Origin of the sequence: Streptomyces sp. GB4-14, assembly GCF_022696125.1 — a bacterium.
GTDB lineage: Bacteria > Actinomycetota > Actinomycetes > Streptomycetales > Streptomycetaceae > Streptomyces > Streptomyces werraensis.
In genome coordinates, this window is sequence record NZ_RZHO01000002.1 from 2,567,485 (window position 1) to 2,593,285 (window position 25,801).

Consider the following 25,801-nt stretch of genomic DNA (forward strand, 5'->3'; position numbering starts at 1 on the left):
TGGTGTTGTCCGTCGTGTTCCATCTGACCAGAACGGCGGGACGGAATCGTCAGACCGCGGGCTCACCTGTGCGTACTGCTGCGGTATGACACGGGAGGACGGCGCCTCACCCGCCCCGTAGGGGTCGCCCGGGTCCTGGAGGCGTACGGGGACGGCTGCCGGAGCGTCAGCCGGCCCGGTGCACCACGGCGTCGCACAGCTCGACGAGCGCCGACTTGGCGGGGCCGTCGGGCAGCGGGGCGAGGGCGGCGCGCGCCTCCTCGGCGTAGCGCACGGTGTCCCGGCGGGCCTGGCCGAGCGCGGGGTGGGCGCGCAGCAGGCGCAGCGCCTCGGCGTGCCGGGCGTCGTCGGTGAGGTCGGAGTCGAGCAGCTCGCACAGGGCGAGATCCTCGGCGAGGCCGAGCCGTGCCGCCCGCTCGCGCAGCCGCAGCACGGGGAGGGTGGCGATGCCCTCGCGCAGGTCGGTGCCGGGAGTCTTGCCGGACTCGTGGGAGTCGGAGGCGATGTCGAGGACGTCGTCGGCGAGCTGGAAGGCGACGCCGAGCCGCTCGCCGTACTGGGTGAGGACGTCGACGACGGTGTCGTCCGCGCCGGACATCATCGCGCCGAACCGGCAGGAGACGGCGACCAGGGAGCCGGTCTTGCCGCCGAGGACGTCCAGGTAGTGGTCGACCGGGTCGCGGCCGTCCTGCGGGCCCGCGGTCTCCAGGATCTGGCCGGTGACCAGTCGCTCGAACGCCTCGGCCTGCACCCGCACGGCCTCGGGGCCGAGGTCGGCCAGGATGTGGGAGGCGCGGGCGAAGAGGAAGTCGCCGGTGAGCACGGCGACCGAGTTGCCCCAGCGGGCGTTCGCGCTCGCGACCCCACGCCGCACCTCGGCCTCGTCCATCACGTCGTCGTGGTACAGCGTGGCCAGGTGGGTGAGCTCCACCACGACGGCCGACGGCACGATGCCGGGCGCGTAGGGGTCGCCGAACCGGGCGGCGAGCATGACGAGCAGCGGACGGAACCGCTTGCCGCCGGCCCGCACCAGGTGCTGGGCGGCCTCCGTGATGAACGGCACCTCGCTCTTGGTGGCTTCGAGCAGCCCTTCCTCGACAGCCGTCAATCCGGCCTGGACATCGGCTTCCAGAGCCTGGTCCCGCACGCTCAGCCCGAACGGCCCGACGACGGTCACGAGGGGTCTCCTGTCTGCTGGTGTCTGCTGGCGGTTACACGGTTTGTCGATAGGTCGCTGCCACCACTCGAGTCAGCGTATCCGGTCAGGTTTCGATCACCGCCAGGGCCCGGGGTCACAAGCAGGGCGATACGGGATCAGAAGCGGAGTGTTTTTGATCGGCTGATAACAACGGACATACCTCGCCTTCCCGGACACGGCGACCCGTGAACCATCCTGCCCCACCCCTGAGTCCGATTTGCCGCCATTGGTGGGCGAATTCCTCTTGGTCGCGAATGCGCTCACGGTCGCCGTCCCGTGAAGTGGGTCACGCGCCGGGCTGCCCTCGGGACACCCTCGCACACGCCCGTCACCCCGCTCCACGCAACGGAGTTGACGCTTGGCGACCGCAAAGGATCAAGCACGCAAAACCGCCCATCTCAAGATCAAACGGTGCCTTGCGTGATCGTCGCACTTGTTCCCGACATGTGCCCTCGCATACGTTCCGGGCCTGCCGGGTGGACGCCGAGTCCTGCCGCCACCCGCATCACACCCGACGACCAACTCACGCACGGCAGGAGCGGGGGACCCAGGTAAGTCGCCGTACCGGTACACCGCGCCGGGACGGCTCGGGGTGAAGCCATGCCCGCAGGGGCACGGCCGGGCACTCTCCCGCCCGAACCCGACAGCTCACCTCGCAGGCGTAGGAGAGGAACCCAGACATGCCCGTCATCGCTTCGTCGCGCCGCCGTCTCGTCCGCACCCTCGCCGTCGCCGGCACCGGCGTCGCCGTGGTCGCGCTGCCGCTGTTCGGCGCCACCAGCGCCTCCGCGGCCCCCTCGGCCCAGGCCACGACCGCCGCCTCCACGACCGTGTACCCGGACAACCTCGACGGCTGGATCCGCGAGGCGCTGGACGTCATGGCGCAGAACGGCATCCCCGGCTCCTACGACTCCATCCACCGCAACATCATGCGGGAGTCGTCCGGCAACCCGGCCGCCATCAACCTGTGGGACTCCAACGCCGCGAAGGGCACCCCGTCGAAGGGCCTGCTCCAGGTCATCGACCCGACCTTCCAGGCGTACCACGTGCCCGGCACCGCCTTCGACCCGTTCGACCCGGTCGCCAACATCGCCGCGGCCTGCAACTACGCCGCCGACCGCTACGGCTCGATCGACAACGTCTTCGGCGCGTACTGAGCCGACCTCTGACGGCCGAGCCCGGCCGTCTGCCCGAACAGTCGCTCGAGGACGACGGCCACGCCGTCGTCCTCGTTCGACAGGGTGACCTCGTCGGCCACCGCCTTCAGCTCGGGGTGCGCGTTGGCCATCGCGACGCCGTGGCCCGCCCACCGGAACATGGGGACGTCGTTCGGCATGTCCCCGAAGGCCACCGTGTCCTCGGGGCGCAGCCCCAGATGCTCGGCGGCCAGCGCAAGACCGGTCGCCTTGGTGACCCCGCACGGCTGGAGCTCCACCGTGCCAGGCCCCGACATGGTGACCGTGGCCAGCGAGCCGATCACGGACCGCGCCGCCACCGCCAGCGCGTCGTCCGTCAGCTCCGGGTGGCGCAGCAGCACCTTGCTGATCGGCCGCGCCCACAGGTCGTCGCGCCGCTCCACCCGCACCGACGGCAGCGTCGGGTGCGGCATCCGGTAGCCCGGCTCGATCAGCGTCAGCCCGTCGACCCCGTCCTGGTCGACCGCGGCGTACACCTCCCCCACCTCGGCCTCGATCTTGCCGAGCGCGGTCTCCGCCAGTTCCCGGTCCAGCCGGACCGACCACAGCATCCGCCGCGCGGCGGCGTCGTACACCTGGGCGCCCTGTCCGCACACCGCGAGCCCCGTGCAGCCGAGGTCGTCGAGCAGCGACCGCACCCTGGGGGCCGGCCGGCCCGTCACCACCAGGTGCCGGGCACCGGCCCGCTCGGCCCCGGCGAGGGCGGCGAGGGAGCGGTCGGAGAGGGTGTCGTCACCGCGCAGCAGCGTCCCGTCCAGGTCGGTGGCGATGAGAGAACAATCGGTGGGTGCGGCCATGATCAGAGAATACGGACAAGAGGACCGTCCGATTCACCGCGCCCGTATGCCCTCGCATTGGGTGCGATTTGCCTTCTTGTGCCGCCGCATCGCGACCGGTTGAGAACTGTTTTCCCTTTTGACCGGAACACGGTGCGCTCCGCCGGACCCCGGCACCGGGAGTCGTCCCTCATATCAGGAGCCCGCCGGGACACGACCCCGTAACGTGTGGCACGGCCACGGACACGTGGCCCACCCGCGCACACGAAAGCGAGGCAGCACCCGATGCCCCCCTTCGATGTCCCCGAGGGCGACCCCTTCGGCCCGCACAACCTGCCGTACGGCGTCTTCTCGCTCCCCGGTTCGACGGAGCGCACCGTGGGCGTCCGGCTGGGCGACCACGTCCTCGACGCCGGCGCGGCGGCACACGCCCTGGGCTCCCCCTACGCCTCCCTGCTCGCGCGCCCCACCCTCAACCCGCTGCTGGCGGCGGGCCGTACGGCCTGGTCGGACGTGCGCCGCGCGCTCACCGCGTGGGTGACCGTCCCGGCGCACCGGGAGACCGTCGAGCCCTTCTTCCACCCGCTGTCCGAGGTGACCCTCCATCTGCCGTTCGAGGTCGCGGACTACGTCGACTTCTACGCCTCGGAGCACCACGCGCGGAACGTCGGGCAGATGTTCCGCCCCGACGCCGCCGACTCCCTGACCCCCAACTGGAAGCACCTGCCGATCGGTTACCACGGCCGCTCCGGCACCGTCGTGGTGTCCGGCACCGACGTGGTGCGCCCCTCCGGGCAGCGCAAGGCGCCCGCCGACCCCGCCCCGGTCTTCGGCCCGTCGGTGCGGCTGGACATCGAGGCCGAGGTCGGCTTCGTCGTCGGCGTCCCCTCCGAGCAGGGCCGGCCCGTGCCGCTGAACGCCTACCGCGACCACGTCTTCGGCCTGTGCCTGCTCAACGACTGGTCCGCCCGCGACATCCAGGCCTGGGAGTACGTGCCCCTCGGCCCGTTCCTCGGCAAGTCCTTCGCCACCTCGGTGTCGGCGTGGATCACCCCGCTGGACGCCCTGGACGAGGCCCGCGTCGCCCCGCCCGCGCGCACCCACGGCCTGCTGCCGTACCTCGACGACTCCGGCGAGGAGCCCGGCGGCTACGACCTGCGCATCACCGTGACGATCAACGGTCACACCGTCTCCGAGTGCCCCTTCTCCACCATGTACTGGACGGCCGCCCAGCAGCTCGCCCACATGACGGTGAACGGCGCCTCCCTGCGCACCGGCGACCTCTACGGCTCCGGCACGGTCAGCGGCCCCGCCGAGCGGGAGCGCGGTTCCCTGCTGGAGCTGACCTGGAACGGCCGCGACCCGCTCGAACTCCCCGACGGCAAGCGGACGTTCCTCGAGGACGGCGACGTGGTGACACTCTCCGCCTGGGCGCCGGGACCGGACGGGGTACGGGTGGGGCTCGGCGAGGTGACGGGACGGGTGGTCCCCGCGTCCTGACCCCTCCGGCCCTACCGAGGCGCACAACCACGCTGACTCGCACCGCCCTTCGCCGTCATACTTGGCGTCGGGCGGTGCGTTCGTTCTCCGTGCCGCGCGCATCGCACCACCGCACGCCCCCGAGCCGCTTCTTCCGACAGGATCCGGAGCCCGTGGCATGACGTACTGCCTGCTCCTGCTGAGCGTGGTCGCCGTGACCGCCGCCGTGCCCGTCCCCCGCCTGCTGACCCGGGCGAAGTGGCCGGAACGGGAGCCGGTCGTCGCCCTGTGGGTGTGGCAGTGCCTGGTCGCCACCGTGCTGCTGTGCTGTCTGACCGCCCTGGCGCTGGGCGCCGCCGCCGTCTTCGGCACCGTGCGCGCGCAGTTGTTCGCCCCGGCGCCGCCCGCCGTGACCGCCGCCTACGACCTGTCGCACGCCTCGCCGTGGACGACCGTCCTCACCGTGCTGCTGGCCTGCGGCGCCGCCTGGACCACGGCGATGCTCGCCCGTGAACTGGTCGAGGCCCGCCGCCGTCGCGCCGGCGCCCGCGCACACCTGCGGGACCGCGCGCCCGACCTCCCGGCGGGACTCCCCGAGGGACGCGGGCCGCTGCTGGTGCTGGAGGAGGAGTACCCGGACGCCTGGTGGATGCCGGGCAGCCCGCCCCAGCTGATCGTCACGACCGGCGCGCTGCAGCGGCTCACGGACCATCAGCTCGACGCGGTCCTCACGCACGAGCGCGGTCACGCCCGGGCCCGCCACGACTGGCTGCTGCATCTGTCGGCTGCGCTGGCGGCCGGTTTCCCGCGTGTGCCGCTGTTCGCCCACTTCTGCGAGCAGACGCACCGGCTGGTGGAGCTGTCCGCCGACGACACGGCCTCCCGGCGCTGCGGCCACCTGACCACCGCGCTGGCGCTGATCGAGCTGAACCAGCACCGGGGCGTGCTGTCCTGCTCCTCCAGCCACCGCCTGCTCGGCGAGCGCGTCGACCGGCTCCTGGAGCCGCCGCCCCGCCTGGACCGCCGGCACCGCGCCCTGACGACGGCGGCGGCGGCGCTGGTGCCGCTGGTCCCGCTGCTGATCACGTTCGCACCGGGGCTGACGGCGCTGCCGTAACCAGTCCGGTCTCAGGTCCAGTCGGGTTCCTCGTCGGGCCAGTCGTCCTCGGGCGCCTGGGCTTCACCTGCCGCGCCGGGAGCGGCCTCCCCCGGCGCCGACATACCCGCCAGCACCTCCACGACCCCTTCCCCGTACGTCGCCCGCTTCTTCTCGCCCACGCCGCTGATCCCGCCGAGCTGCTCCACCGAGGTGGGCCACACCGTGACGATCTCCCGCAGCGTCGCGTCGTGGAAGATCACGTACGCCGGGACACCCTGCTCCTTGGCCGTCTCGGCGCGCCAGGCGCGGAGCGCCTCGAACGCCGGCTGGAGCGCCTCCGGCAGCTCCGCCGCCGCCTTCGCCTTGCGGTCGCGGCCCGCCCCGCCGCCCGAACGGGACGTGGCCGGCTTCTCGGGCTCCTTGCGCAGCGGCACCTCACGCTCGCGCCGCAGCACCGACCCGCTGGCCTCGGTGAGCACCAGCGTGCCGTAGTCGCCCTCGACGGCGAGCAGCCCCTGGGCGAGCAACTGGCGGATCACGCCCCGCCACTGGGCCTCGCTCAGCTCCTCACCGATGCCGAACACGGAGAGCTGATCGTGGTCGAACTGGATCACCTTGGCGGTGCGGCGGCCCAGCAGGATGTCCACGATCTGCACCGCGCCGAACTTCTGCCCCCGCTCCCGCTGCAGCCGCACCACCGTGGACAGCACCTTCTGCGCCGCCACCGTGCCGTCCCAGGTCTCCGGCGGGGTGAGGCAGGTGTCGCAGTTGCCGCAGTTCTCCCCGGACGGCTCCTGCCCGAAGTAGGCGAGGAGCCGGCCGCGGCGGCAGTGCACGGTCTCGCACAGGGCGAGCATCGCGTCCAGGTGCCGGCCCGCCCGCCGCCGGAACGCCTCGTCGCCCTCGCCGGACTGGATCAGCTTGCGCTGCTGGACGACGTCGCTCAGCCCGTACGCCATCCAGGCCGTGGACGGCAGGCCGTCGCGGCCCGCGCGGCCCGTCTCCTGGTAGTAGCCCTCGACCGACTTGGGCAGGTCGAGGTGGGCGACGAAGCGGACGTCCGGCTTGTCGATGCCCATGCCGAAGGCGATGGTCGCCACCACGACCAGGCCCTCCTCGCGCAGGAACCGCGCCTGGTGCGCCTGGCGCGTCCCCGCGTCGAGCCCCGCGTGGTACGGAACGGCCTCGATGCCGTTCTTCGAGAGGAACTCGGCGGTCTTCTCCACCGAGTTGCGCGAGAGGCAGTAGACGATGCCCGCGTCCCCGGCGTGCTCCTCGCGCAGGAAGGCGAGGAGCTGCTTGCGCGGGTCGGCCTTCGGCACGATCCGGTACTGGATGTTGGGCCGGTCGAAGCTGGCCACGAAGTGCCGGGCGTCCGGCATGCCCAGCCGCTCGGTGATCTCCCGGTGCGTGGCGTCCGTGGCGGTCGCGGTGAGGGCGATGCGGGGCACGTCCGGCCACCGCTCCCCCAGCACGGACAGGGTGAGGTAGTCGGGCCGGAAGTCGTGTCCCCACTGGGAGACGCAGTGCGCCTCGTCGATGGCGAACACGGAGATCTTGCCGCGGGAGAGGAGGTCGAGGCTGCTGTCCAGGCGCAGCCGCTCCGGCGCCAGGTACAGCAGGTCGAGCTCGCCGGCGAGGAACTCCGCCTCGACCGTCCGCCGCTCGTCGAAGTCCTGCGTGGAGTTCATGAAGCCGGCCCGCACGCCGAGCGCCCGCAGCGCGTCGACCTGGTCCTGCATCAGCGCGATCAGCGGGGAGACGACCACGCCCGTGCCGGGCCGGACCAGGGCAGGGATCTGGTAGCAGAGGGACTTGCCGCCGCCGGTCGGCATGAGCACGACCGCGTCGCCGCCGGCGATCACATGGTCGACGACGGCTTCCTGCTCGCCGCGGAAGGTCTCGTAGCCGAAGACCCGGTGCAGCGCAGCCAGCGCCTCACTGTCCGTCACTGCCATCCCGGCGACACCGTCCGTCCCGTGCATCGTCCTGTCCCCCGCGGCCGTACCTCGGCCACTGCGTCCACCATAGGCGTCCGGACCGACAGCCCCGGAGTTGTCCACAGGCCCGCCCGGAACGCTCCGTCCCTGGGCGGAACGCGACCGGGAACGACCGCGGCCCGGCACCCCGCGTCGGGGTGCCGGGCCGCGCCGTGCGTGCGGCGGGGTGCGTCAGCGCACGAACACCCCCGCGTCCCCGGCCAGGTCCAGGAAGTACTGCGGCGCCACGCCGAGCACCACCGTGACCGCCACACCGACCGCGATCGCGGTCATCGTCAGCGGCGACGGCACCGCGACGGTCGGGCCCTCCGGGCGCGGCTCGCTGAAGAACATCAGCACGATGACGCGGATGTAGAAGAACGCCGCGACCGCCGACGAGATCACACCGACCACGACCAGCGGGGTCGCCCCGCCCTCCGCCGCCGCCTTGAACACGGCGAACTTCCCGGCGAAGCCGGAGGTCAGCGGAATGCCCGCGAAGGCCAGCAGGAACACCGCGAACACCGCGGCGACCAGCGGGGAGCGCCGGCCCAGGCCCGCCCAGCGGGACAGGTGGGTCGCCTCGCCGCCCGCGTCCCGCACCAGCGTGACCACGGCGAAGGCGCCGATCGTCACGAAGGAGTAGGCCGCCAGGTAGAACAGCACCGACGAGATGCCCGACGGCGTGGCCGCGATGACACCCGCGAGGATGAAGCCCGCGTGCGCGATCGACGAGTACGCCAGCAGGCGCTTGATGTCGGTCTGGGTGATCGCCACGATCGCGCCGGCCAGCATGGTGACGATGGCGACGCCCCACATGACCGGCCGCCAGTCCCAGCGCAGGCCCGGCAGCACCACGTACAGCAGGCGCAGCAGCGCGCCGAACGCCGCGACCTTGGTGGCCGCCGCCATGAAGCCGGTGACCGGGGTGGGCGCGCCCTGGTAGACGTCGGGCGTCCACATGTGGAACGGCACCGCGCCGACCTTGAACAGCAGGCCCATGACCAGCAGCGCGGCGCCGATCAGCAGCAGCGCGTCGTTGCCCATGGTGTCGGCGAGCGCCGGGGTGATCTCCGGCACGGTGCCGTCGACGACCTGCGCGATCGTCGCGTACGACATGGAGCCCGCGTAGCCGTACAGCAGGGTGATGCCGAACAGCGTGAACGCGGAGGCGAACGCGCCGAGCAGGAAGTACTTGACCGCCGCCTCCTGCGACATCAGCCGCTTGCGCCGGGCGAGCGCGCACAGCAGGTACAGCGGGAGGGAGAGCACCTCCAGGGCCACGAACAGCGTCAGCAGGTCGTTGGCCGCCGGGAAGACCAGCATGCCCGCGACCGCGAAGAGCAGCAGCGGGAAGACCTCGGTGGTGGTGAAGCCGGCCTTGACGGCCCGCTTCTCGCTGTCGCTGCCGGGGACGGCCGCGGCTTGTGCGGCGAAGGAGTCCACGCGGTTGCCGTGCGCCTCCGGGTCGAGCCGGCGCTCGGCGAAGGTGAACAGACCCACCAGCGCCGTCAGCAGGATCGTGCCCTGGAGGAAGAGCGCCGGTCCGTCGACGGCGATCGCGCCCATGGCCGCGATGCCCGCCTTGGTGGTGGCGTACCCGTCCGCGGCGAGTGCCACGACCGCGGCGAACGCGGCGACGAGCGCGACCGCTGAGACGAACATCTGCGCGTAGTAACGGGACTTGCGCGGCACGAAGGCCTCGACCAGCACCCCGACGAGCGCCGCGCCGACGACGATCAGCGTGGGCGCGAGCTGCCCGTACTCGATCTTGGGTGCGTCGATCTTGGCGATCGGATCGGCCGCGGTTGTCCACAGGCTGTGGACGGCTGCTGTTGCGCTCACTTGGCCGCCTCCACCTCGGGCTGGGGGTCCTTCTTCTGTACGTCGGACAAGGTCTGCTTCACCGCCGGGTTCACGACGTCCGTCACGGGCTTCGGGTAGACGCCCAGGAACACCAGCAGCACGACCAGCGGCGCCACCACCGCGATCTCCCGCACCCTGAGGTCGGGCATCGCGGCGACCTCGGGCTTCACCGGGCCGGTCATCGTCCGCTGGTACAGGACGAGGGTGTAGAGCGCGGCGAGCACGATGCCGAAGGTCGCGATGATGCCGATCACCGGGTAGCGCGTGAACGTGCCGACCAGGACCAGGAACTCGCTGACGAAGGGCGCGAGCCCCGGCAGCGAGAGGGTGGCGAGACCGCCGATCAGGAAGGTGCCGGCGAGCACCGGGGCCACCTTCTGCACACCGCCGAAGTCGGCGATGAGCCGCGAGCCGCGCCGGGAGATCAGGAAGCCGGCGATCAGCATCAGCACGGCGGTCGAGATGCCGTGGTTGACCATGTAGAGCGTCGCCCCGGACTGGCCCTGGCTGGTCATCGCGAAGATGCCCATCACGATGAAGCCGAAGTGCGAGATCGAGGCGTAGGCGATCAGCCGCTTGATGTCACGCTGGCCGACGGCGAGCAGCGCACCGTAGATGATGCTGATCACCGCGAGCACCAGGATCACCGGCGTCGCCCACTTGCTGGCCTCCGGGAACAGCTGGAGGCAGAAGCGCAGCATCGCGAAGGTGCCCACCTTGTCGACGACCGCCGTGATCAGCACGGCCACCGGCGCGGTGGACTCCTGCATGGCGTTGGGCAGCCAGGTGTGCAGCGGCCACAGCGGCGCCTTCACCGCGAAGGCGAAGAAGAAGCCGAGGAACAGCCAGCGTTCGGTGCTGGTCGCCATCTCCAGCTCGCCGTTGGCCCGGGCCTGCGCGATCTCCGTGAGGGAGAAGTTCCCCGCGACCACGTACAGCCCGATCACCGCGGCCAGCATGATCAGACCGCCGGCCAGGTTGTAGAGGAGGAACTTCACCGCCGCGTACGACCGCTGGGTGGCCGCCTTCTCCTCGCCGTCCTTGTGCGCACGGTCCCCGAAGCCTCCGATGAGGAAGTACATCGGGATGAGCATGGCCTCGAAGAAGATGTAGAAGAGGAAGACGTCGGTGGCCTCGAAGGAGATGATCACCATCGCCTCGACGGCCAGGATCAGGGCGAAGAAGCCCTGCGTCGGCCGCCACCGCCTGCTGCCCGTCTCCAGCGGGTCGGCGTCGTGCCAGCCGGCCAGCACGATGAACGGGATCAGCAGCGCGGTCAGCGCGATCAGCGCCACCGCGATGCCGTCGACGCCCAGTTCGTAGCGGACGCCGAAGTCGGCGATCCAGGAGTGGGACTCGGTGAGCTGGTAGCGGTCGCCGTCCGGGTCGAAGCGGACCAGGACGGTGATCGCCAGGGCGAGTGTGGCCAGCGAGAACATCAGGGCGAGCCACTTGGCCGCCGTGCGCTTCGCGGCCGGTACGGCGGCCGTGGCGATCGCCCCGATGGCCGGGAGCGCCGCCGTCGCTGTCAGGAGAGGAAAGGACATCGGTATCAGACCGCCCTCATCAGCAGGGTCGCGGCGACGAGGACCGCCGCGCCGCCGAACATCGAGACCGCGTAGGACCGCGCGAAGCCGTTCTGCAGCCTGCGCATCCGCCCGGACAGACCGCCCATGGAGGCGGCCGTGCCGTTGACGACCCCGTCGACCAGGGTGTGGTCGACGTACACCAGCGAGCGGGTGAGGTGTTCGCCGCCGCGGACCAGGACCACGTGGTTGAAGTCGTCCTGGTACAGGTCGCGGCGGGCGGCCCGGGTGAGCAGCGAACCGCGCGGGGCGACGGCCGGCACCGGACGCCGTCCGTACTGCGCCCAGGCGATCGCCACGCCGATCACCATCACCGCGACCGTGGACAGCGTCACCGTCAGCGCGCTGACCGGCGGATGTCCGTGGGCGTGCCCGGTGACCGGCTCCAGCCAGTGGATGAAGCGGTCGCCGATGCTGAAGAACGCGCCGCCGAACACCGATCCGACGGCCAGCAGGATCATCGGGACCGTCATGACCTTCGGCGACTCGTGCGGGTGCGGCGGCTCGTAGGCGCCGCCGGTCTGCGCGGCCGGCTCCACGTCCGGGGAGGCCGGGGACGGCGTCGGCGCGTTGCGCCAGCGCTCCTCGCCGAAGAACGTCATCAGCATCACGCGCGTCATGTAGTACGCGGTGATGGCCGCGCCCAGCAGGGCGCAGGCGCCGAGGATCCAGCCCTCCGCGCCGCCCTTGGCGAACGCCGCCTCGATGATCTTGTCCTTGGAGAAGAAGCCGGACAGGCCCGGGAAGCCGATGATCGCGAGGTAGCCGAGCCCGAACGTGACGAAGGTGACCGGCATGTACTTCCTGAGGCCGCCGTAGCGGCGCATGTCGACCTCGTCGTTCATGCCGTGCATGACCGAACCGGCGCCGAGGAAGAGCCCGGCCTTGAAGAAGCCGTGCGTCACCAGGTGCATGATCGCGAAGACGTAGCCGATCGGGCCGAGGCCCGCGGCCAGCACCATGTAGCCGATCTGCGACATGGTCGAGCCGGCCAGCGCCTTCTTGATGTCGTCCTTGGCGCAACCGACGATCGCACCGAACAGCAGCGTGACCGCGCCGACGACGGTGACCACCAGTTGCGCGTCCGGCGCGCCGTTGAACACGGCCGCCGAGCGGACGATCAGGTAGACGCCCGCGGTCACCATGGTCGCGGCGTGGATGAGGGCGGAGACCGGGGTCGGGCCCTCCATCGCGTCCCCGAGCCAGGACTGCAGGGGAACCTGGGCGGACTTGCCGCACGCGGCGAGCAGCAGCATCAGGGCGATCGCGGTCAGCTTGCCCTCGCCCGCCTCGCCGGCGAGACCGGCCTCCCCGTGGCCGCCCAGCACCGGCCCGAAGGCGAAGGTGCCGAACCACAGGAACATCAGCATGATCGCGATGGACAGGCCCATGTCACCGACGCGGTTGACCAGGAAGGCCTTCTTCGCGGCCGTGGCCGCGCTGGGCTTGTGCTGCCAGAAGCCGATCAGCAGGTAGGAGGCGAGACCGACGCCCTCCCAGCCGACGTACAGCAGCAGGTAGTTGTCGGCGAGGACCAGGATCAGCATCGCCGCGAGGAAGAGGTTCAGGTAGCCGAAGAAGCGGCGGCGCCGCTCGTCGTGCTCCATGTACCCGACGGAGTAGAGATGGATCAGCGAGCCGACGCCCGTGATCAGCAGCACGAACGTCATCGACAGCTGGTCGAGCCGGAAGGCGACGTCCGCCTGGAAGCCCTCCACCGGGATCCAGCTGAACAGGTGCTGCACGACCGTGCGGTCCTCGGCGCCCTTGCCCAGCAGGTCGGTGAAGAGCACCAGACCCAGCGCGAAGGACACCGCGGCCAGGGCCGTGCCGATCCAGTGGCCGACGGCGTCCAGCCGGCGGCCACCGCACAGCAGGACCGCCGCTCCGAGCAGAGGCGCCGCCACCAGCAGCGCAATCAGGTTCTCCACGATTCAGCAGCCCCTCACAGCTTCATCAGGCTGGCGTCGTCGACCGAGGCCGAGTGGCGGGAACGGAACAGGGACACGATGATCGCCAGCCCCACCACGACCTCCGCGGCGGCGACGACCATCGTGAAGAACGCGATGATCTGGCCGTCGAGGTTGCCGTGCATACGGGAGAAGGCGACGAACGCGAGGTTGCAGGCGTTGAGCATCAGCTCGACGCACATGAACACCACGATCGCGTTGCGCCGGATCAGCACACCGGTGGCGCCGATGGTGAACAGCAGCGCCGCCAGGTACAGGTAGTTGACGGGATTCACTTCGACGCCTCCTCGGCCCGCTTGAAGTTCGGCGGATCGATCGCGCGGCGCTCCAGGCGCTCCTCCGCGCGCTGCTCCAGCGCCCGCAGGTCGTTGAGCGCCTCCCGCGACACGTCACGGACCTGGCCGCGGTCCCGCAGCGTCTTGCTGACGGTGAGGTCCGACGGGGTGCCGTCGGGCAGCAGGCCCGCGATGTCGACCGCGTTGTGCCGGGCGTACACGCCGGGGGCGGGCAGCGGCGGCAGGTACGTGCCCTCGCGGACGCGCTGCTCGGCCAGTTCGCGCTGGGTCCTGGCCCGCTCGGTGCGCTCCCGGTGGGTGAGCACCATCGCGCCGACGGCCGCCGTGATGAGCAGCGCGCCGGTGATCTCGAAGGCGAAGACGTAGCGGGTGAACATCAGGGAGGCGAGACCCTGGACGTTCCCCCCGGCGTTGGCCTCGCCGACGCCGCTGAACTCGCGCAGCGAGGCGTTGCCGATGCCGCCGACCAGGAGGATGCCGAAGCCGAGGCCGCACAGCAGGGCCAGCCAGCGCTGGCCCTTGATGGTCTCCTTCAGGGAGTCCGCGGCCGTGACGCCGACGAGCATCACCACGAACAGGAACAGCATCATGATCGCGCCGGTGTAGACGACGATCTGCACGACGCCCAGGAAGTAGGCGCCGTTGGCCAGGTAGAACACGGCCAGGACGATCATGGTCCCGGCGAGGCAGAGCGCGCTGTGCACGGCCCGCCGCATGAAGACGGTGCACAGGGCGCCGATCACGGCGACAGTGCCGAGGATCCAGAACTGGACGGCCTCCCCGGTGGAGGTCGAGTAGGCGGCGAGCTGCTCGGTCATCGCCCGATCACCTTCTCCGAGGCCGGCTCCTCCGGGCCGAACGTGGACTCGGCCTCCTGGACCACCTCGCCCTTGGAGTGGGCGACCTGACGCTCCGTGCCGGGCGCCGCCTCGGTCACCAGACCGCGGTAGTAGTCCTGTTCGTCCGTGCCCGGGTACATGGCGTGCGGTGCCTCGACCATGCCCTCCTCCAGGCCGGCGAGCAGCTGCTCCTTGGTGTAGATGAGGTTCGCCCGGCTGGAGTCGGCCAGCTCGAACTCGTTGGTCATCGTCAGCGCGCGCGTCGGGCACGCCTCGATGCACAGCCCGCACAGGATGCAGCGGGCGTAGTTGATCTGGTACACGCGGCCGTACCGCTCGCCGGGCGAGTAGCGCTCCTCGTCCGTGTTGTCCGCGCCCTCGACGTAGATCGCGTCGGCGGGACAGGCCCAGGCGCACAGCTCGCAGCCGACGCACTTCTCCAGGCCGTCCGGATGGCGGTTGAGCTGGTGCCGTCCGTGGAAGCGCGGGGCCGTGGTCTTCTGCTGCTCCGGGTACTGCTCGGTGAGCCGCTTCTTGAACATGGCCTTGAAGGTCACGCCGAAGCCGGCCACCGGGTTCAGGAAACCGGGCTTGGTGTCCTTCGGTTCCTCAGCCATCGGACGCCTCCTTTCCATCCGTAGAACCGCCCTGGGATTCGTCACTGTGAGTATCGGGTCCGCCACTGACAACGAGCTCCCGCTCGTGGCGCGGGCGGCGCCGCGGCACCGGGGGCAGCTCCTGCCCGGGCAGCGGCGGCACGGGGAACCCGCCCGCCATCGGGTCGAACGGAAGCTGGTCCGCGGGCTGTCCGCTCTCCTCGCCCCGGCCGCGGAACATGTCGGCGACGAAGGAGAGCAGCAGCAGGACGAGGACGCCGCCGGCGATGTAGAGCGCGATGTCGGCGAACTCGTAGTTCTCGTTGCGCAGCGCCCGGACCGTGGCGACCGCCATCAGCCACACCAGGGAGACCGGGATGAGGACCTTCCAGCCGAGCTTCATCAGCTGGTCGTAGCGGACGCGCGGGAGCGTGCCGCGCAGCCAGACGAAGCCGAACAGCAGGGTGAGCAGCTTGCCTGTGAACCAGAGCATCGGCCACCAGCCGTGGTTCGCGCCCTCCCAGAAGGTGCTGACCGGCCAGGGGGCCCGCCAGCCGCCGAGGAACAGAGTCACCGCGACCGCCGAGACGGTCACCATGTTGATGTACTCGGCGAGCATGAACATCGCGAACTTGATCGACGAGTACTCGGTGTTGAAGCCGCCGACCAGGTCGCCCTCGGACTCCGGCATGTCGAACGGGGCGCGGTTGGTCTCGCCCACCATGGTCACGATGTAGATGAGGAACGACACCGGCAGCAGCAGCACGTACCAGCGGTCGGCCTGCGCCTCGACGATCGTCGACGTCGACATCGACCCGGAGTAGAGGAACACGGAGGCGAACGCGGCGCCCATGGCGATCTCGTACGAGATCATCTGGGCGCAGGAGCGCAGGCCGCCGAGGAGCGGGTAGGTGGAGCCGGAGCTCCAGCCCGCCAGGACGATGCCGTAGATGCCGACCGAGGCGACCGCGAGGATGTAGAGCATCGCGATCGGCAGGTCGGTGAGCTGCATCGTGGTGCGCTGGCCGAAGATCGAGATCTCGTTGCCGGCCGGGCCGAAGGGGATCACGGCGAACGCCATGAACGCCGGGATGGCCGCGACGATCGGCGCGAGGACGTAGACCACCTTGTCCGCGCGCTTGACGACGACGTCCTCCTTCAGCATCAGCTTCACACCGTCGGCGAGCGACTGGAGCATGCCCCAGGGGCCGTGCCGGTTGGGGCCGATGCGCAGCTGCATCCAGGCGACGACCTTGCGCTCCATGACGATGCAGATGAGCACGGTCACCATCAGGAAGGCGAAGCAGAACACCGCCTTCAGGACGATCAGCCACCAGGGGTCGCGGCCGAACATCGAGAGGTCTTCAGCGGCGAGGTACGGGCTCATGCCTCCACCTCCTGGGGAGCCTCGCCGGCGAGGGTCGCCGGGCCGATGCGGACGAGGGAACCGGGGAGCGCCCCGGTGCCGGAGGCCACCCCGCCGTCCGTGGAGTTCAGCGGGAGCCAGACCACCCGGTCGGGCATCTCGGTGACGGACAGCGGCAGTTCGAGCGTCCCGGCGGGGCCGGTCACCGCGAGCGTGTCGCCGTCCTTGACGCCGACCTCGGCGGCCGTGGCGGCCGAGAGCCGGGCGGGCGCGGCGTGCCGGGTGCCGGCCAGCGCCTCGTCCCCCTGCTGGAGCAGGCCCAGGTCGAGCAGGAGCCGGTGCCCCGCGAGGACCGCCTCGCCGGCGGCCGGCCGGGGCAGGGCGCCCGCGGTCTCCACCGGGTCGGCGGCGCGCGGCCCGTCCCACAGGCCGAGCCGGTCGATCTCCGAGCGGATCGTGCGCAGGTCCGGCAGGCCCAGGTGGACGTCCATGGCGTCGGCGAGCATCTGCAGCACGCGCGCGTCGGTGGGCGGGAGCCGCCGGGTCATCTGGTCCGGCTTGAGCGCCGCCTCGAAAAGACGCACCCTGCCTTCCCAGTTGAGGAAGGTGCCGGCCTTCTCCGCGACCGCGGCGACCGGCAGGACCACGTCGGCGAGCTCGGTGACCTCGCCGGGCCGCAGCTCCAGGGAGACCACGAACCCGGCCTCGGCGAGCGCGGCCCGGGCACGTGCCGGGTCGGGCAGGTCGGCGACCTCCACGCCCGCCACCAGCAGCGCCTGCAGGTCGCCGCGGGCGGCCGCCTCGACGATCTGCGCGGTGGCCCGGCCGTAGCGGTGCGGGAGTTCGGCGACGCCCCAGAGGGCGGCCACCTCCTCCCGGGCGCGCGGGTCGGTCGCCGGGCGGCCGCCCGGCAGCAGCGACGGCAGCGCGCCCGCCTCGATGGCGCCCCGCTCGCCGGCCCGGCGCGGGATCCACACCAGCCGGGAGCCGGTCGCGGTGGCGAAGCGCACCGCGGCGGTGAGTCCGCCCCGTACGGCGGCCAGCCGCTCGCCGACGACGACCACCGCGCCCTCGGCGCGCAGCGCCTCGGCGGCCGCGGCCCCGTCGCCCTCCAGGCCGGCCCCGCTCGCCAGCGCGTCCAGCCACTCGGTCTCGGTGCCCGGCGCCGCCGGCAGCAGCGTGCCGCCGGCCTTGGTCAGTCCGCGCGTGGCGTGCGTGGCCAGCGCGAAGGTGCGCTGGCCGTGGGCGCGCCAGGCCTTGCGCAGCCGCAGGAAGACGCCGGGGGCCTCCTCCTCCGACTCGAAGCCGACCAGCAGCACCGCCGGGGCCTTCTCCAGCGCCCGGTAGGTGACGCCGGTGCCGTCCAGGTCGACACCGCGTCCCGCGACGCGCGCGGCGAGGAAGTCGGACTCCTCCGTGCTGTGCACGCGCGCGCGGAAGTCGATGTCGTTGGTGGCGAGCGCGACCCGCGCGAACTTGCTGTACGCGTAGGCGTCCTCGACGGTGAGCCGGCCGCCGGTGAGCACACCGGTGCGGCCCCGCGAGGCCAGCAGGCCCTGGGCCGCGATCTGCAGCGCGTCCGGCCAGGACGCCGGCTCCAGTTCGCCCTCCGCGTTGCGCACCAGCGGGGTGTCGAGCCGGTCCCGCTGCTGCGCGTACCGGAAGGCGAAGCGGCCCTTGTCGCAGATCCACTCCTCGTTGACCTCGGGGTCCTCCGCCGCGAGCTTGCGCATGACCTTGCCGCGCCGGTGGTCGGTGCGGGTGGCGCAGCCGCCCGAGCAGTGCTCGCACACCGACGGCGAGGAGATCAGGTCGAACGGGCGGGAGCGGAACCGGTAGGCGGCCGAGGTGAGCGCGCCGACCGGGCAGATCTGGATGGTGTTGCCGGAGAAGTACGACTCGAACGGGTCGCCTTCGCCGGTGCCCACCTGCTGGAGCGCGCCCCGCTCGATCAGCTCGATCATCGGGTCGCCGGCGATCTGGTTGGAGAAACGGGTGCAGCGGGCGCACAGCACGCACCGTTCACGGTCGAGCAGCACCTGCGTGGAGATCGCGACGGGCTTCTCGTAGGTGCGCTTCTTGCCCTCGAAGCGGGACTCGGCGTTGCCGTGCGACATCGCCTGGTTCTGCAGCGGGCACTCGCCGCCCTTGTCGCAGACCGGGCAGTCCAGCGGGTGGTTGATGAGCAGCAGCTCCATCACGCCCTTCTGGGCCTTCTCCGCGACCGGCGAGGAGAGCTGCGTCTTCACCACCATTCCGTCGGTGCAGGTGATGGTGCAGGACGCCATGGGCTTGCGCTGGCCCTCGACCTCCACGATGCACTGGCGGCAGGCGCCGGCCGGCGCGAGCAGCGGGTGGTCGCAGAACCGGGGGATCTCGATGCCGAGCTGCTCGGCGGCCCGGATGACCAGGGTGCCCTTGGGCACGCTGATCTCGGCGCCGTCGATCGTCAGCGTCACGAGGTCCTCGGGCGGGAGGGCCGCCTCTCCCCCTCCGGAGGGAGCGTTGGTGGTCACAGTCATGCGTGCACCTCCGTACGGTCGGCCCAGGCCGTCGACGCGGCCGGGTCGAAGGGGCAGCGACGGTCCGTGATGTGCTGCTCGTACTCCTCGCGGAAGTACTTGAGCGACGAGAAGATCGGCGAGGCGGCGCCGTCGCCGAGGGCACAGAAGGACTTGCCGTTGATGTTGTCCGCGATGTCGTTCAGCTTGTCGAGGTCGGACATCCGGCCCTTGCCGGCCTCGATGTCGCGCAGCAGCTGGACGAGCCAGTACGTGCCCTCACGGCAGGGGGTGCACTTGCCGCAGGACTCGTGGGCGTAGAACTCGGTCCAGCGGGTGACGGCGCGGACCACGCACGTGGTCTCGTCGAAGCACTGCAGCGCCTTGGTGCCGAGCATGGAGCCCGCGGCGCCGACCCCTTCGTAGTCGAGGGGGACGTCGAGGTGCTCGTCGGTGAACATCGGCGTCGAGGAGCCGCCCGGCGTCCAGAACTTCAGCCGGTGACCGGGCCGCATCCCGCCGCTCATGTCGAGCAGCTGGCGCAGGGTGATGCCGAGGGGCGCCTCGTACTGGCCGGGGCTCGCGACATGGCCGCTGAGGGAGTAGAGCGTGAAGCCCGGGGACTTCTCGCTGCCCATCGAGCGGAACCACTCCTTGCCCCGGTTCATGATGGCGGGAACCGAGGCGATGGACTCGACGTTGTTCACCACCGTGGGGCAGGCGTAGAGGCCCGCGACGGCGGGGAAGGGAGGCCGCAGCCTGGGCTGGCCGCGGCGCCCCTCGAGGGAGTCGAGCAGCGCGGTCTCCTCACCGCAGATGTACGCGCCCGCGCCCGCGTGCACGGTGAGTTCGAGGTCGAGTCCGCTGCCGAGGACGTTCTTGCCGAGGAATCCGGCCTCGTACGCCTCGCGCACGGCCGCGTGCAGCCTGCGCAGCACGGGGACGACCTCGCCGCGCAGGTAGATGAACGCGTGCGACGACCTGATGGCGTAGCAGGCGATGACGATGCCCTCGATCAGGCTGTGCGGGTTGGCGAAGAGCAGCGGGATGTCCTTGCAGGTCCCGGGCTCGGACTCGTCGGCGTTGACGACGAGGTAGTGCGGCTTGCCGTCGCCCTGCGGGATGAACTGCCACTTCATGCCCGTCGGGAAGCCGGCGCCGCCGCGTCCGCGCAGTCCGGAGTCCTTGACGTACGCGATGACGTCGTCCGGCGACATGGCGAGCGCCTTGCGCAGGCCCTCGTAGCCCTCGTGCCGCTTGTAGACGTCGAGCGTCCAGGACTTGTCCTCGTCCCAGAAGGCCGACAGCACCGGCGCGAGCAGCTTCTCCGGGCTGGTGTCCTTCAGTTCGGGTGCCAAGGTCATCACTCCCCCTCCTCGGCAGCGGGCCCGGACGATCCGGAGGGGCGAGGCGCAGCCTCTCCGTCACGGGTGGTGGTGGGCGACGGGTGGGCCGGGTCGGAGGCCGATGTGTCCTGCGGCGCGTCGTGCGAGCTGAGGTGCTCGGCGGGCGACGGCTCGTGGGGCGGGGCGTCCTTGGGCGCCTCGCCGCGCGGGTGCACCACGCGCGCGGGGGCGGCCTCGCCCTTGGCCAGCTTCAGGCCGATCAGGGAGGCGGGGCCCGCGCTGCCGGTCGCCTCGACGGCGCCCTCGCGCTCGTCGGGGAAGCCGGCCAGGATGCGGGCGGTCTCCTTGAACGTGCACAGCGGCGCGCCGCGGGTGGGTGCGACCGGACGGCCCGCGCGCAGGTCGTCGACCATGCGCTTGGCGCTCTCGGGGGTCTGGTTGTCGAAGAACTCCCAGTTGACCATCACCACGGGCGCGTAGTCGCAGGCCGCGTTGCACTCGATGTGCTCCAGGGTGACCTTGCCGTCGGCGGTGGTCTCGCCGTTGCCGACGCCCAGGTGCTCCTGGAGCTCCTCGAAGATCGCGTCGCCGCCCATCACCGCGCACAGGGTGTTGGTGCACACCCCGACCTGGTAGTCGCCGCTCGGGCGGCGCCGGTACATGGTGTAGAAGGTGGCGACCGCGGTCACCTCGGCCGTCGTCAGGCCGAGCATGTCCGCGCAGAACTGCATACCGGTGCGCGTGACGTGCCCCTCCTCGGACTGCACCAGGTGCAGCATCGGCAGGAGGGCGGACCGGGAGTCCGGGTAGCGGGCGACGATCGCCCGCGCGTCGGTCTCCAGCCGGGCCCGGACGTCGTCCGGGTAGGCCGGCGCGGGCAGTTCCGGCATGCCCAGGCTGACGCCCCGCTCGGAAGAAGAGGTGGTCACCGGTCGACGCCTCCCATCACGGGGTCGATGGACGCGACGGCGACGATGACGTCGGCGACCTGGCCGCCCTCGCACATCGCCGCCATGGCCTGAAGGTTGGTGAAGGACGGGTCGCGGAAGTGGACCCGGTAGGGGCGGGTGCCGCCGTCGGAGACGACGTGCACCCCGAGCTCGCCCTTGGGCGACTCGACGGCCGCGTAGGCCTGGCCCGGCGGGACCCGGAAGCCCTCGGTGACCAGCTTGAAGTGGTGGATCAGGGCCTCCATGGAGGTGCCCATGATCTGCTTGATGTGGTCGAGGGAGTTGCCGAGTCCGTCGGGTCCCAGGGCGAGCTGGGCGGGCCAGGCGATCTTCTTGTCCTCGACCATGACCGGGCCGGGCTCCAGCCGGTCCAGGCACTGCTCGACGATCCGCAGCGACTGGCGCATCTCCTCCAGCCGGATCAGGAACCGGCCGTAGGAGTCGCAGGTGTCGGCGGTCGGGACGTCGAAGTCGTACGTCTCGTAGCCGCAGTACGGCTGGGCCTTGCGCAGGTCGTGCGGGAGGCCGGTGGAGCGCAGGATCGGGCCGGTGGCGCCGAGGGCCATGCAGCCGGCCAGGTCCAGGTACCCCACGTCCTGCATACGGGCCTTGAAGATGGGGTTGCCGGTGGCGAGCTTGTCGTACTCCGGGAGGTTCTTCCGCATCTTCTTGACGAACTCGCGGATCTGGTCGACCGCGCCGGGCGGCAGGTCCTGGGCGAGTCCGCCGGGGCGGATGTACGCGTGGTTCATCCGCAGGCCCGTGATCAGCTCGTAGATGTCGAGGATCAGCTCACGGTCACGGAATCCGTAGATCATGATCGTGGTGGCGCCGAGCTCCATGCCGCCGGTGGCGATGCACACCAGGTGGGAGGAGAGCCGGTTCAGCTCCATCAGGAGCACCCGGATGACCGAGGCGCGGTCGGGCACCTGGTCCTCGATGCCGAGCAGCTTCTCGACGGCGAGGCAGTACGCCGTCTCGTTGAAGAACGGCGTCAGGTAGTCCATGCGCGTCACGAACGTGGTGCCCTGGGTCCACGTCCGGTACTCGAGGTTCTTCTCGATGCCGGTGTGGAGGTAGCCGATGCCGCAGCGGGCCTCGGTGACGGTCTCGCCGTCGATCTCCAGGATCAGCCGGAGCACTCCGTGGGTGGACGGGTGCTGCGGCCCCATGTTGACGACGATGCGTTCGTCGTCGGTCCGGGCCGCGGTCTCGACGACCTCGTCCCAGTCGCCGCCGGTGACGGTGTAGACGGTGCCCTCGGTGGTTTCGCGGGGGGTGGCGTGCGTGCTCACGAGTACGACCTCCGCTGGTCCGGAGCCGGGATCTGGGCGCCCTTGTACTCGACGGGGATGCCGCCGAGGGGATAGTCCTTGCGCTGGGGATGGCCCTGCCAGTCGTCCGGCATCATGATCCGCGTCAGGGCCGGGTGACCGTCGAAGACGATGCCGAAGAAGTCGTACGTCTCGCGCTCGTGCCAGTCGTTCGTCGGGTAGACCGGGAACAGCGTCGGGATGTGCGGGTCGCTGTCGGGGACGCTGACCTCCAGGCGGATCACCCGGTTGTGGGTGATCGAGCGCAGGTGGTAGACGGCGTGCAGCTCGCGTCCCTTGTCGTTCGGGTAGTGCACCCCGCTGACGCCGGTGCACAGTTCGAACCGCAGGGCGGGGTCGTCGCGCAGGGTCTTCGCGACCCGCACGAGGTGCTCGCGCTCGATGTGGAAGGTGATCTCGCCGCGGTCGACGACCGTCTTCTCGATGGCGTTCTCCGGGAGCAGGTCCTGCTCCTCCAGCGCGCCCTCCAGTTCGTCGGCGACCTCGTCGAACCAGCCGCCGTACGGGCGGGCCGCCGGTCCCGGGAGCCGGACCGAGCGGACCAGGCCGCCGTAACCGGAGGTGTCGCCGCCGTTGGCGGCGCCGAACATGCCGCGCTGGACGCGGATCTCCTCGCCGCCCTGTCCGCGCTGGCCGGGGAGGTTCTCGGCGGAGAGGTCCTTCTCGGGGTTCACGCCGTCACCCGCGGTGTTGTTCGCGTCGCTCATCGCAGCAGCCCCTTCATCTCGATCGTGGGCAGGGCCTTGAGCGCCGCCTCCTCCGCCTCGCGGGCAGCCTCCTCGGCGTTCACGCCGAGCTTGGAGCTCTGGATCTTCTGGTGGAGCTTGAGGATCGCGTCCATCAGCATCTCGGGGCGGGGCGGACAGCCGGGGAGATAGATGTCGACCGGGACGACGTGGTCGACGCCCTGGACGATCGCGTAGTTGTTGAACATGCCGCCCGAGGAGGCGCAGACCCCCATGGAGATCACCCACTTGGGGTTCGGCATCTGGTCGTAGACCTGCCGGAGCACCGGCGCCATCTTCTGGCTGACCCGCCCGGCCACGATCATGAGGTCCGCCTGCCGCGGCGAGCCGCGGAAGACCTCCATGCCGAAGCGCGCCAGGTCGTAGCGGCCCGCGCCGGTGGTCATCATCTCGATGGCACAGCAGGCGAGGCCGAACGTGGCGGGGAAGACGGACGACTTGCGCACCCAGCCCGCGGCCTGCTCGACGGTGGTCAGCAGGAATCCGCTCGGCAGCTTTTCTTCGAGTCCCATGACTTAGTGGCCCCTCAGTCCCATTCCAGGCCGCCGCGCCGCCATACGTACGCGTACGCGACGAAGACGGTGAGCACGAAGAGCAGCATCTCCACGAGCCCGAAAAGCCCCAGGGCGTCGAAGGTGACGGCCCAGGGGTAGAGGAAGACGATCTCGATATCGAAGATGATGAAGAGCATCGCCGTCAGGTAGTACTTGATGGGGAAGCGCCCGCCGCCGGCCGGCGTGGGGGTCGGCTCGATGCCGCACTCGTAGGCCTCGAGCTTCGCCCGGTTGTACCGCTTCGGACCGATCAGCGTGGCCATGACCACGGAGAAGATCGCAAAGCCTGCCCCGAGGGCTCCCAGTACGAGGATGGGCGCATACGCGTTCACCGCTCCTCGCTCCTCTCAGTCGGCACTGACTGCTGGCGGTTGTGCAGCGGGCCCGTCCGCCTCACCAGCCCCACGAACCACGCCCGCCCCGGCGAAGATCGAGAACATGTGAAGCAGGTCACAAGCCCAACCGCTCCGCATCTTATGCCTGTGGGTCTGTGATCTGCGACACGGGGTATTGCACAAGCTTTGTGATCTCCACCACCTGACGAACGATCATGAAGTCGTATGAGCGGTGATCTTCACACGCCAAGCATCCACGCGATCACCAAAGGTGACATCTTGATCAGTTGTTGCAGCTCAGAGGGGTCTCGGAGGAGGCGTCTCCATATCAAGACGATTCCTCTGCATGCAAATTGGCGTTGGACCGGCTGTCCTGATAGAGGCCGCGTTCACACGTCAGGGGGGCCGCGAGGCGCGATGTGGACGTGTGCACGCGTTCACGAAGTCCGAGGTGGCCGAGTGACGCCCTGGAGGCCCCAGCCGTTCCGTGACGTCGGTCACACTTCTGAGGGCCCCTCAGGAACGGGGCTTGGCCAACCACGTCAACCGGTGGTAAGCGGGGAGCAATTCGGGCGTAACGATGAAAGTGCGTGATCACGGCCCGGTCACAGCCGCCCGCAATGTCCGTTGTGGCGTCAATGAAGAGGGGCTTGCGGGGAATTTGGGCCCTCGATTGAACAACTGTGGCGCAGCACACGTTTCTTGAAGATATGAAGCAGCCCCTGGTACCGGTTGTTCCCATGTCCCACACCGCTCACATACGCAGCCACCGGAAGCCCCGCCGCACCGCGACCTCCACGATCGCTGTGCGGGCCGGAGTTGCCGGTGGCGTCCTCAGCACCCTGGCAGTGGCCGGGGCGTCCAGCGCGGCCAACGCGGCCGAGCCGGTGACGCAGACCCTCGAACTGCCCACCCTGACGGCCGACCTGGCCGCCCAGGTCGCCCAGTCCGCGGATGCCACCCAGCAGGCGGCCGCGAACTACCAGCTGCGGGCCGAGCGTGACGCGGCGGCCGCCGAGGCCGCGAAGCAGGCCAAGGCGGACCTGGCGGAGGCCAAGAAGAAGGCCGAGGCGAGGAAGAAGGCGGCCGAGGAAGCCCGTCAGGCGGCGGCCGAGCGCGCGGCGCGCGACGCCGAGCGCCCCTCGCTCAGCGCCCCCACGGAGACCGCGAGCTTCTCCGCGCCGGCCGGCGGCAGCGTCGCGACCGTCCTCGCCTTCCTCCAGGCGCAGGTGGGCGACGCCTACGTCATGGGCGCCACCGGGCCCAACGCCTGGGACTGCTCCAGCCTGGTGCAGGCCGCGTTCAAGCAGGTCGGTGTGGACCTGCCGCGCGTCTCCCAGGACCAGTCGATGGTGGGCACCGACATCCCGCTGTCGCAGATCCAGCCCGGTGACATCCTGTACTGGGGCGGCAAGGGCTCCGCGTACCACGTGGGCGTCTACATCGGGAACGGCCAGTACCTGGACGCCGCCAACCCCTCGAAGGGCGTCGTCATCCAGGACCTCTCCGGCTACCCGGCGTCGGGCGCCGTCCGCGTGCTCTGACCCGCGCCTTCACGGACCGAAGGGCCGCCGCCTCACCGAGGTGGCGGCCCTCCGTGCTCCTCGGGCCCACCCGACGGGGCAAGATCACCGTATTGCCCGAATTGCACCCAGAGTCTCTTGTGTTGACGTCGCGCCCGGACCGCCGCGCCGTCCGACGCGCCCCGTGACAGGCCCTCACGGGGCCCCGTAACCACGACGGGGGCCGGAGCGCCCTCGAGGCGGACTCCGGCCCCCACAGGGGCGTC

The 25,801-nt window shown here is 70.8% G+C and carries 21 protein-coding genes and 1 riboswitch; of the genes, 4 read left to right on the plus strand and 17 right to left on the minus strand.

From position 1 onward, the window contains the following. Positions 1 to 166: 166 nt before the first annotated feature. Positions 167 to 1,177 (minus strand): polyprenyl synthetase family protein, encoded by a 1,011-nt coding sequence (locus ELQ39_RS12805; protein WP_190005191.1) that lies wholly within the window; start codon positions 1,175 to 1,177, stop codon positions 167 to 169. A 568-nt stretch (positions 1,178 to 1,745) separates the two neighbouring features. Next, positions 1,746 to 1,875: riboswitch (cyclic di-AMP (ydaO/yuaA leader) on the plus strand. Between the two features lie 3 nt (positions 1,876 to 1,878). Here ELQ39_RS12805 and ELQ39_RS12810 point away from each other — a divergent pair. After that, complete coding sequence (locus ELQ39_RS12810; protein WP_190005192.1) at positions 1,879 to 2,355, plus strand: transglycosylase SLT domain-containing protein; 477 nt, start codon at positions 1,879 to 1,881, stop codon at positions 2,353 to 2,355. On the opposite strand, the gene ELQ39_RS12815 is transcribed toward ELQ39_RS12810, so the two are convergent. Continuing rightward, positions 2,319 to 3,191 (minus strand): HAD family hydrolase, encoded by an 873-nt coding sequence (locus ELQ39_RS12815; RefSeq protein WP_190005193.1) that lies wholly within the window; start codon positions 3,189 to 3,191, stop codon positions 2,319 to 2,321. The two genes, ELQ39_RS12810 and ELQ39_RS12815, sit on opposite strands and share 37 nt — an antisense overlap. A 264-nt stretch (positions 3,192 to 3,455) precedes the next feature. Here ELQ39_RS12815 and fahA point away from each other — a divergent pair, with 264 nt between their 5' ends. Continuing rightward, positions 3,456 to 4,670 (plus strand): fumarylacetoacetase, encoded by a 1,215-nt coding sequence (fahA, locus tag ELQ39_RS12820; protein WP_242591949.1) that lies wholly within the window; start codon positions 3,456 to 3,458, stop codon positions 4,668 to 4,670. 157 nt (positions 4,671 to 4,827) lie between these two features. Next, positions 4,828 to 5,766 (plus strand): M56 family metallopeptidase, encoded by a 939-nt coding sequence (locus tag ELQ39_RS12825; RefSeq protein WP_242591950.1) that lies wholly within the window; start codon positions 4,828 to 4,830, stop codon positions 5,764 to 5,766. Positions 5,767 to 5,777: 11 nt separating this feature from the next. Here the strand turns inward: ELQ39_RS12825 and recQ are convergent, their stop codons facing one another. The 15 genes from recQ to ELQ39_RS12900 all read right to left on the minus strand — a co-directional run bounded on the left by recQ (position 5,778) and on the right by ELQ39_RS12900 (position 24,009). Beyond that, complete coding sequence (gene recQ, locus ELQ39_RS12830; RefSeq protein ID WP_443334338.1) at positions 5,778 to 7,733, minus strand: DNA helicase RecQ; 1,956 nt, start codon at positions 7,731 to 7,733, stop codon at positions 5,778 to 5,780. Positions 7,734 to 7,919: 186 nt separating this feature from the next. Next, positions 7,920 to 9,572, minus strand: a complete 1,653-nt coding sequence (gene nuoN, locus ELQ39_RS12835; RefSeq protein WP_242591952.1) for an NADH-quinone oxidoreductase subunit NuoN — start codon at positions 9,570 to 9,572, stop codon at positions 7,920 to 7,922. Next, positions 9,569 to 11,140: an NADH-quinone oxidoreductase subunit M gene (locus tag ELQ39_RS12840; RefSeq protein ID WP_242591953.1), complete on the minus strand. Its 1,572-nt coding sequence runs from the start codon at positions 11,138 to 11,140 to the stop codon at positions 9,569 to 9,571. The genes nuoN and ELQ39_RS12840 overlap by 4 nt, the downstream gene beginning before the upstream one ends. A 5-nt stretch (positions 11,141 to 11,145) precedes the next feature. Next, a complete protein-coding gene (gene nuoL, locus ELQ39_RS12845) occupies positions 11,146 to 13,110 on the minus strand; it encodes an NADH-quinone oxidoreductase subunit L (RefSeq protein ID WP_190005199.1) in 1,965 nt (654 codons plus the stop codon). 14 nt (positions 13,111 to 13,124) lie between these two features. Then, positions 13,125 to 13,424, minus strand: a complete 300-nt coding sequence (gene nuoK / locus ELQ39_RS12850) for an NADH-quinone oxidoreductase subunit NuoK (RefSeq protein ID WP_004927567.1) — start codon at positions 13,422 to 13,424, stop codon at positions 13,125 to 13,127. Continuing rightward, positions 13,421 to 14,263, minus strand: coding sequence for an NADH-quinone oxidoreductase subunit J (locus ELQ39_RS12855; protein ID WP_242591954.1), 843 nt, complete (start codon positions 14,261 to 14,263; stop codon positions 13,421 to 13,423). The genes nuoK and ELQ39_RS12855 overlap by 4 nt, the downstream gene beginning before the upstream one ends. Then, the gene (gene nuoI, locus ELQ39_RS12860; RefSeq protein WP_019524490.1) at positions 14,260 to 14,901 is read right to left on the minus strand and encodes an NADH-quinone oxidoreductase subunit NuoI; all 642 of its coding nucleotides are present in this window, start codon (positions 14,899 to 14,901) and stop codon (positions 14,260 to 14,262) included. The genes ELQ39_RS12855 and nuoI overlap by 4 nt, the downstream gene beginning before the upstream one ends. Continuing rightward, the gene (nuoH, locus tag ELQ39_RS12865) at positions 14,894 to 16,267 is read right to left on the minus strand and encodes an NADH-quinone oxidoreductase subunit NuoH (RefSeq protein WP_242591955.1); all 1,374 of its coding nucleotides are present in this window, start codon (positions 16,265 to 16,267) and stop codon (positions 14,894 to 14,896) included. The genes nuoI and nuoH overlap by 8 nt, the downstream gene beginning before the upstream one ends. Further along, on the minus strand, positions 16,264 to 18,768 hold the full coding sequence (locus ELQ39_RS12870; RefSeq protein ID WP_242591956.1) for an NADH-quinone oxidoreductase subunit G: 2,505 nt from the start codon (positions 18,766 to 18,768) through the stop codon (positions 16,264 to 16,266). The genes nuoH and ELQ39_RS12870 overlap by 4 nt, the downstream gene beginning before the upstream one ends. Then, positions 18,765 to 20,111 (minus strand): NADH-quinone oxidoreductase subunit NuoF, encoded by a 1,347-nt coding sequence (gene nuoF, locus ELQ39_RS12875; RefSeq protein ID WP_228757197.1) that lies wholly within the window; start codon positions 20,109 to 20,111, stop codon positions 18,765 to 18,767. Before nuoF ends, ELQ39_RS12870 begins: the two co-directional genes overlap by 4 nt. Next, positions 20,111 to 21,022 (minus strand): NADH-quinone oxidoreductase subunit NuoE, encoded by a 912-nt coding sequence (gene nuoE / locus ELQ39_RS12880; protein WP_242591957.1) that lies wholly within the window; start codon positions 21,020 to 21,022, stop codon positions 20,111 to 20,113. The genes nuoF and nuoE overlap by 1 nt, the downstream gene beginning before the upstream one ends. Further along, the gene (locus tag ELQ39_RS12885) at positions 21,019 to 22,338 is read right to left on the minus strand and encodes an NADH-quinone oxidoreductase subunit D (RefSeq protein ID WP_190005206.1); all 1,320 of its coding nucleotides are present in this window, start codon (positions 22,336 to 22,338) and stop codon (positions 21,019 to 21,021) included. The genes nuoE and ELQ39_RS12885 overlap by 4 nt, the downstream gene beginning before the upstream one ends. Further along, a complete protein-coding gene (locus ELQ39_RS12890; protein WP_190005207.1) occupies positions 22,335 to 23,084 on the minus strand; it encodes an NADH-quinone oxidoreductase subunit C in 750 nt (249 codons plus the stop codon). The genes ELQ39_RS12885 and ELQ39_RS12890 overlap by 4 nt, the downstream gene beginning before the upstream one ends. Continuing rightward, positions 23,081 to 23,635, minus strand: a complete 555-nt coding sequence (locus ELQ39_RS12895) for a NuoB/complex I 20 kDa subunit family protein (protein WP_006133126.1) — start codon at positions 23,633 to 23,635, stop codon at positions 23,081 to 23,083. Before ELQ39_RS12895 ends, ELQ39_RS12890 begins: the two co-directional genes overlap by 4 nt. A gap of 14 nt (positions 23,636 to 23,649) precedes the next feature. Next, complete coding sequence (locus tag ELQ39_RS12900; protein ID WP_007490928.1) at positions 23,650 to 24,009, minus strand: NADH-quinone oxidoreductase subunit A; 360 nt, start codon at positions 24,007 to 24,009, stop codon at positions 23,650 to 23,652. A 713-nt stretch (positions 24,010 to 24,722) separates the two neighbouring features. Between ELQ39_RS12900 and ELQ39_RS12905 the strand changes: the two genes are divergently transcribed. Further along, complete coding sequence (locus ELQ39_RS12905) at positions 24,723 to 25,556, plus strand: C40 family peptidase (protein WP_242591958.1); 834 nt, start codon at positions 24,723 to 24,725, stop codon at positions 25,554 to 25,556. Positions 25,557 to 25,801: the final 245 nt, after the last annotated feature.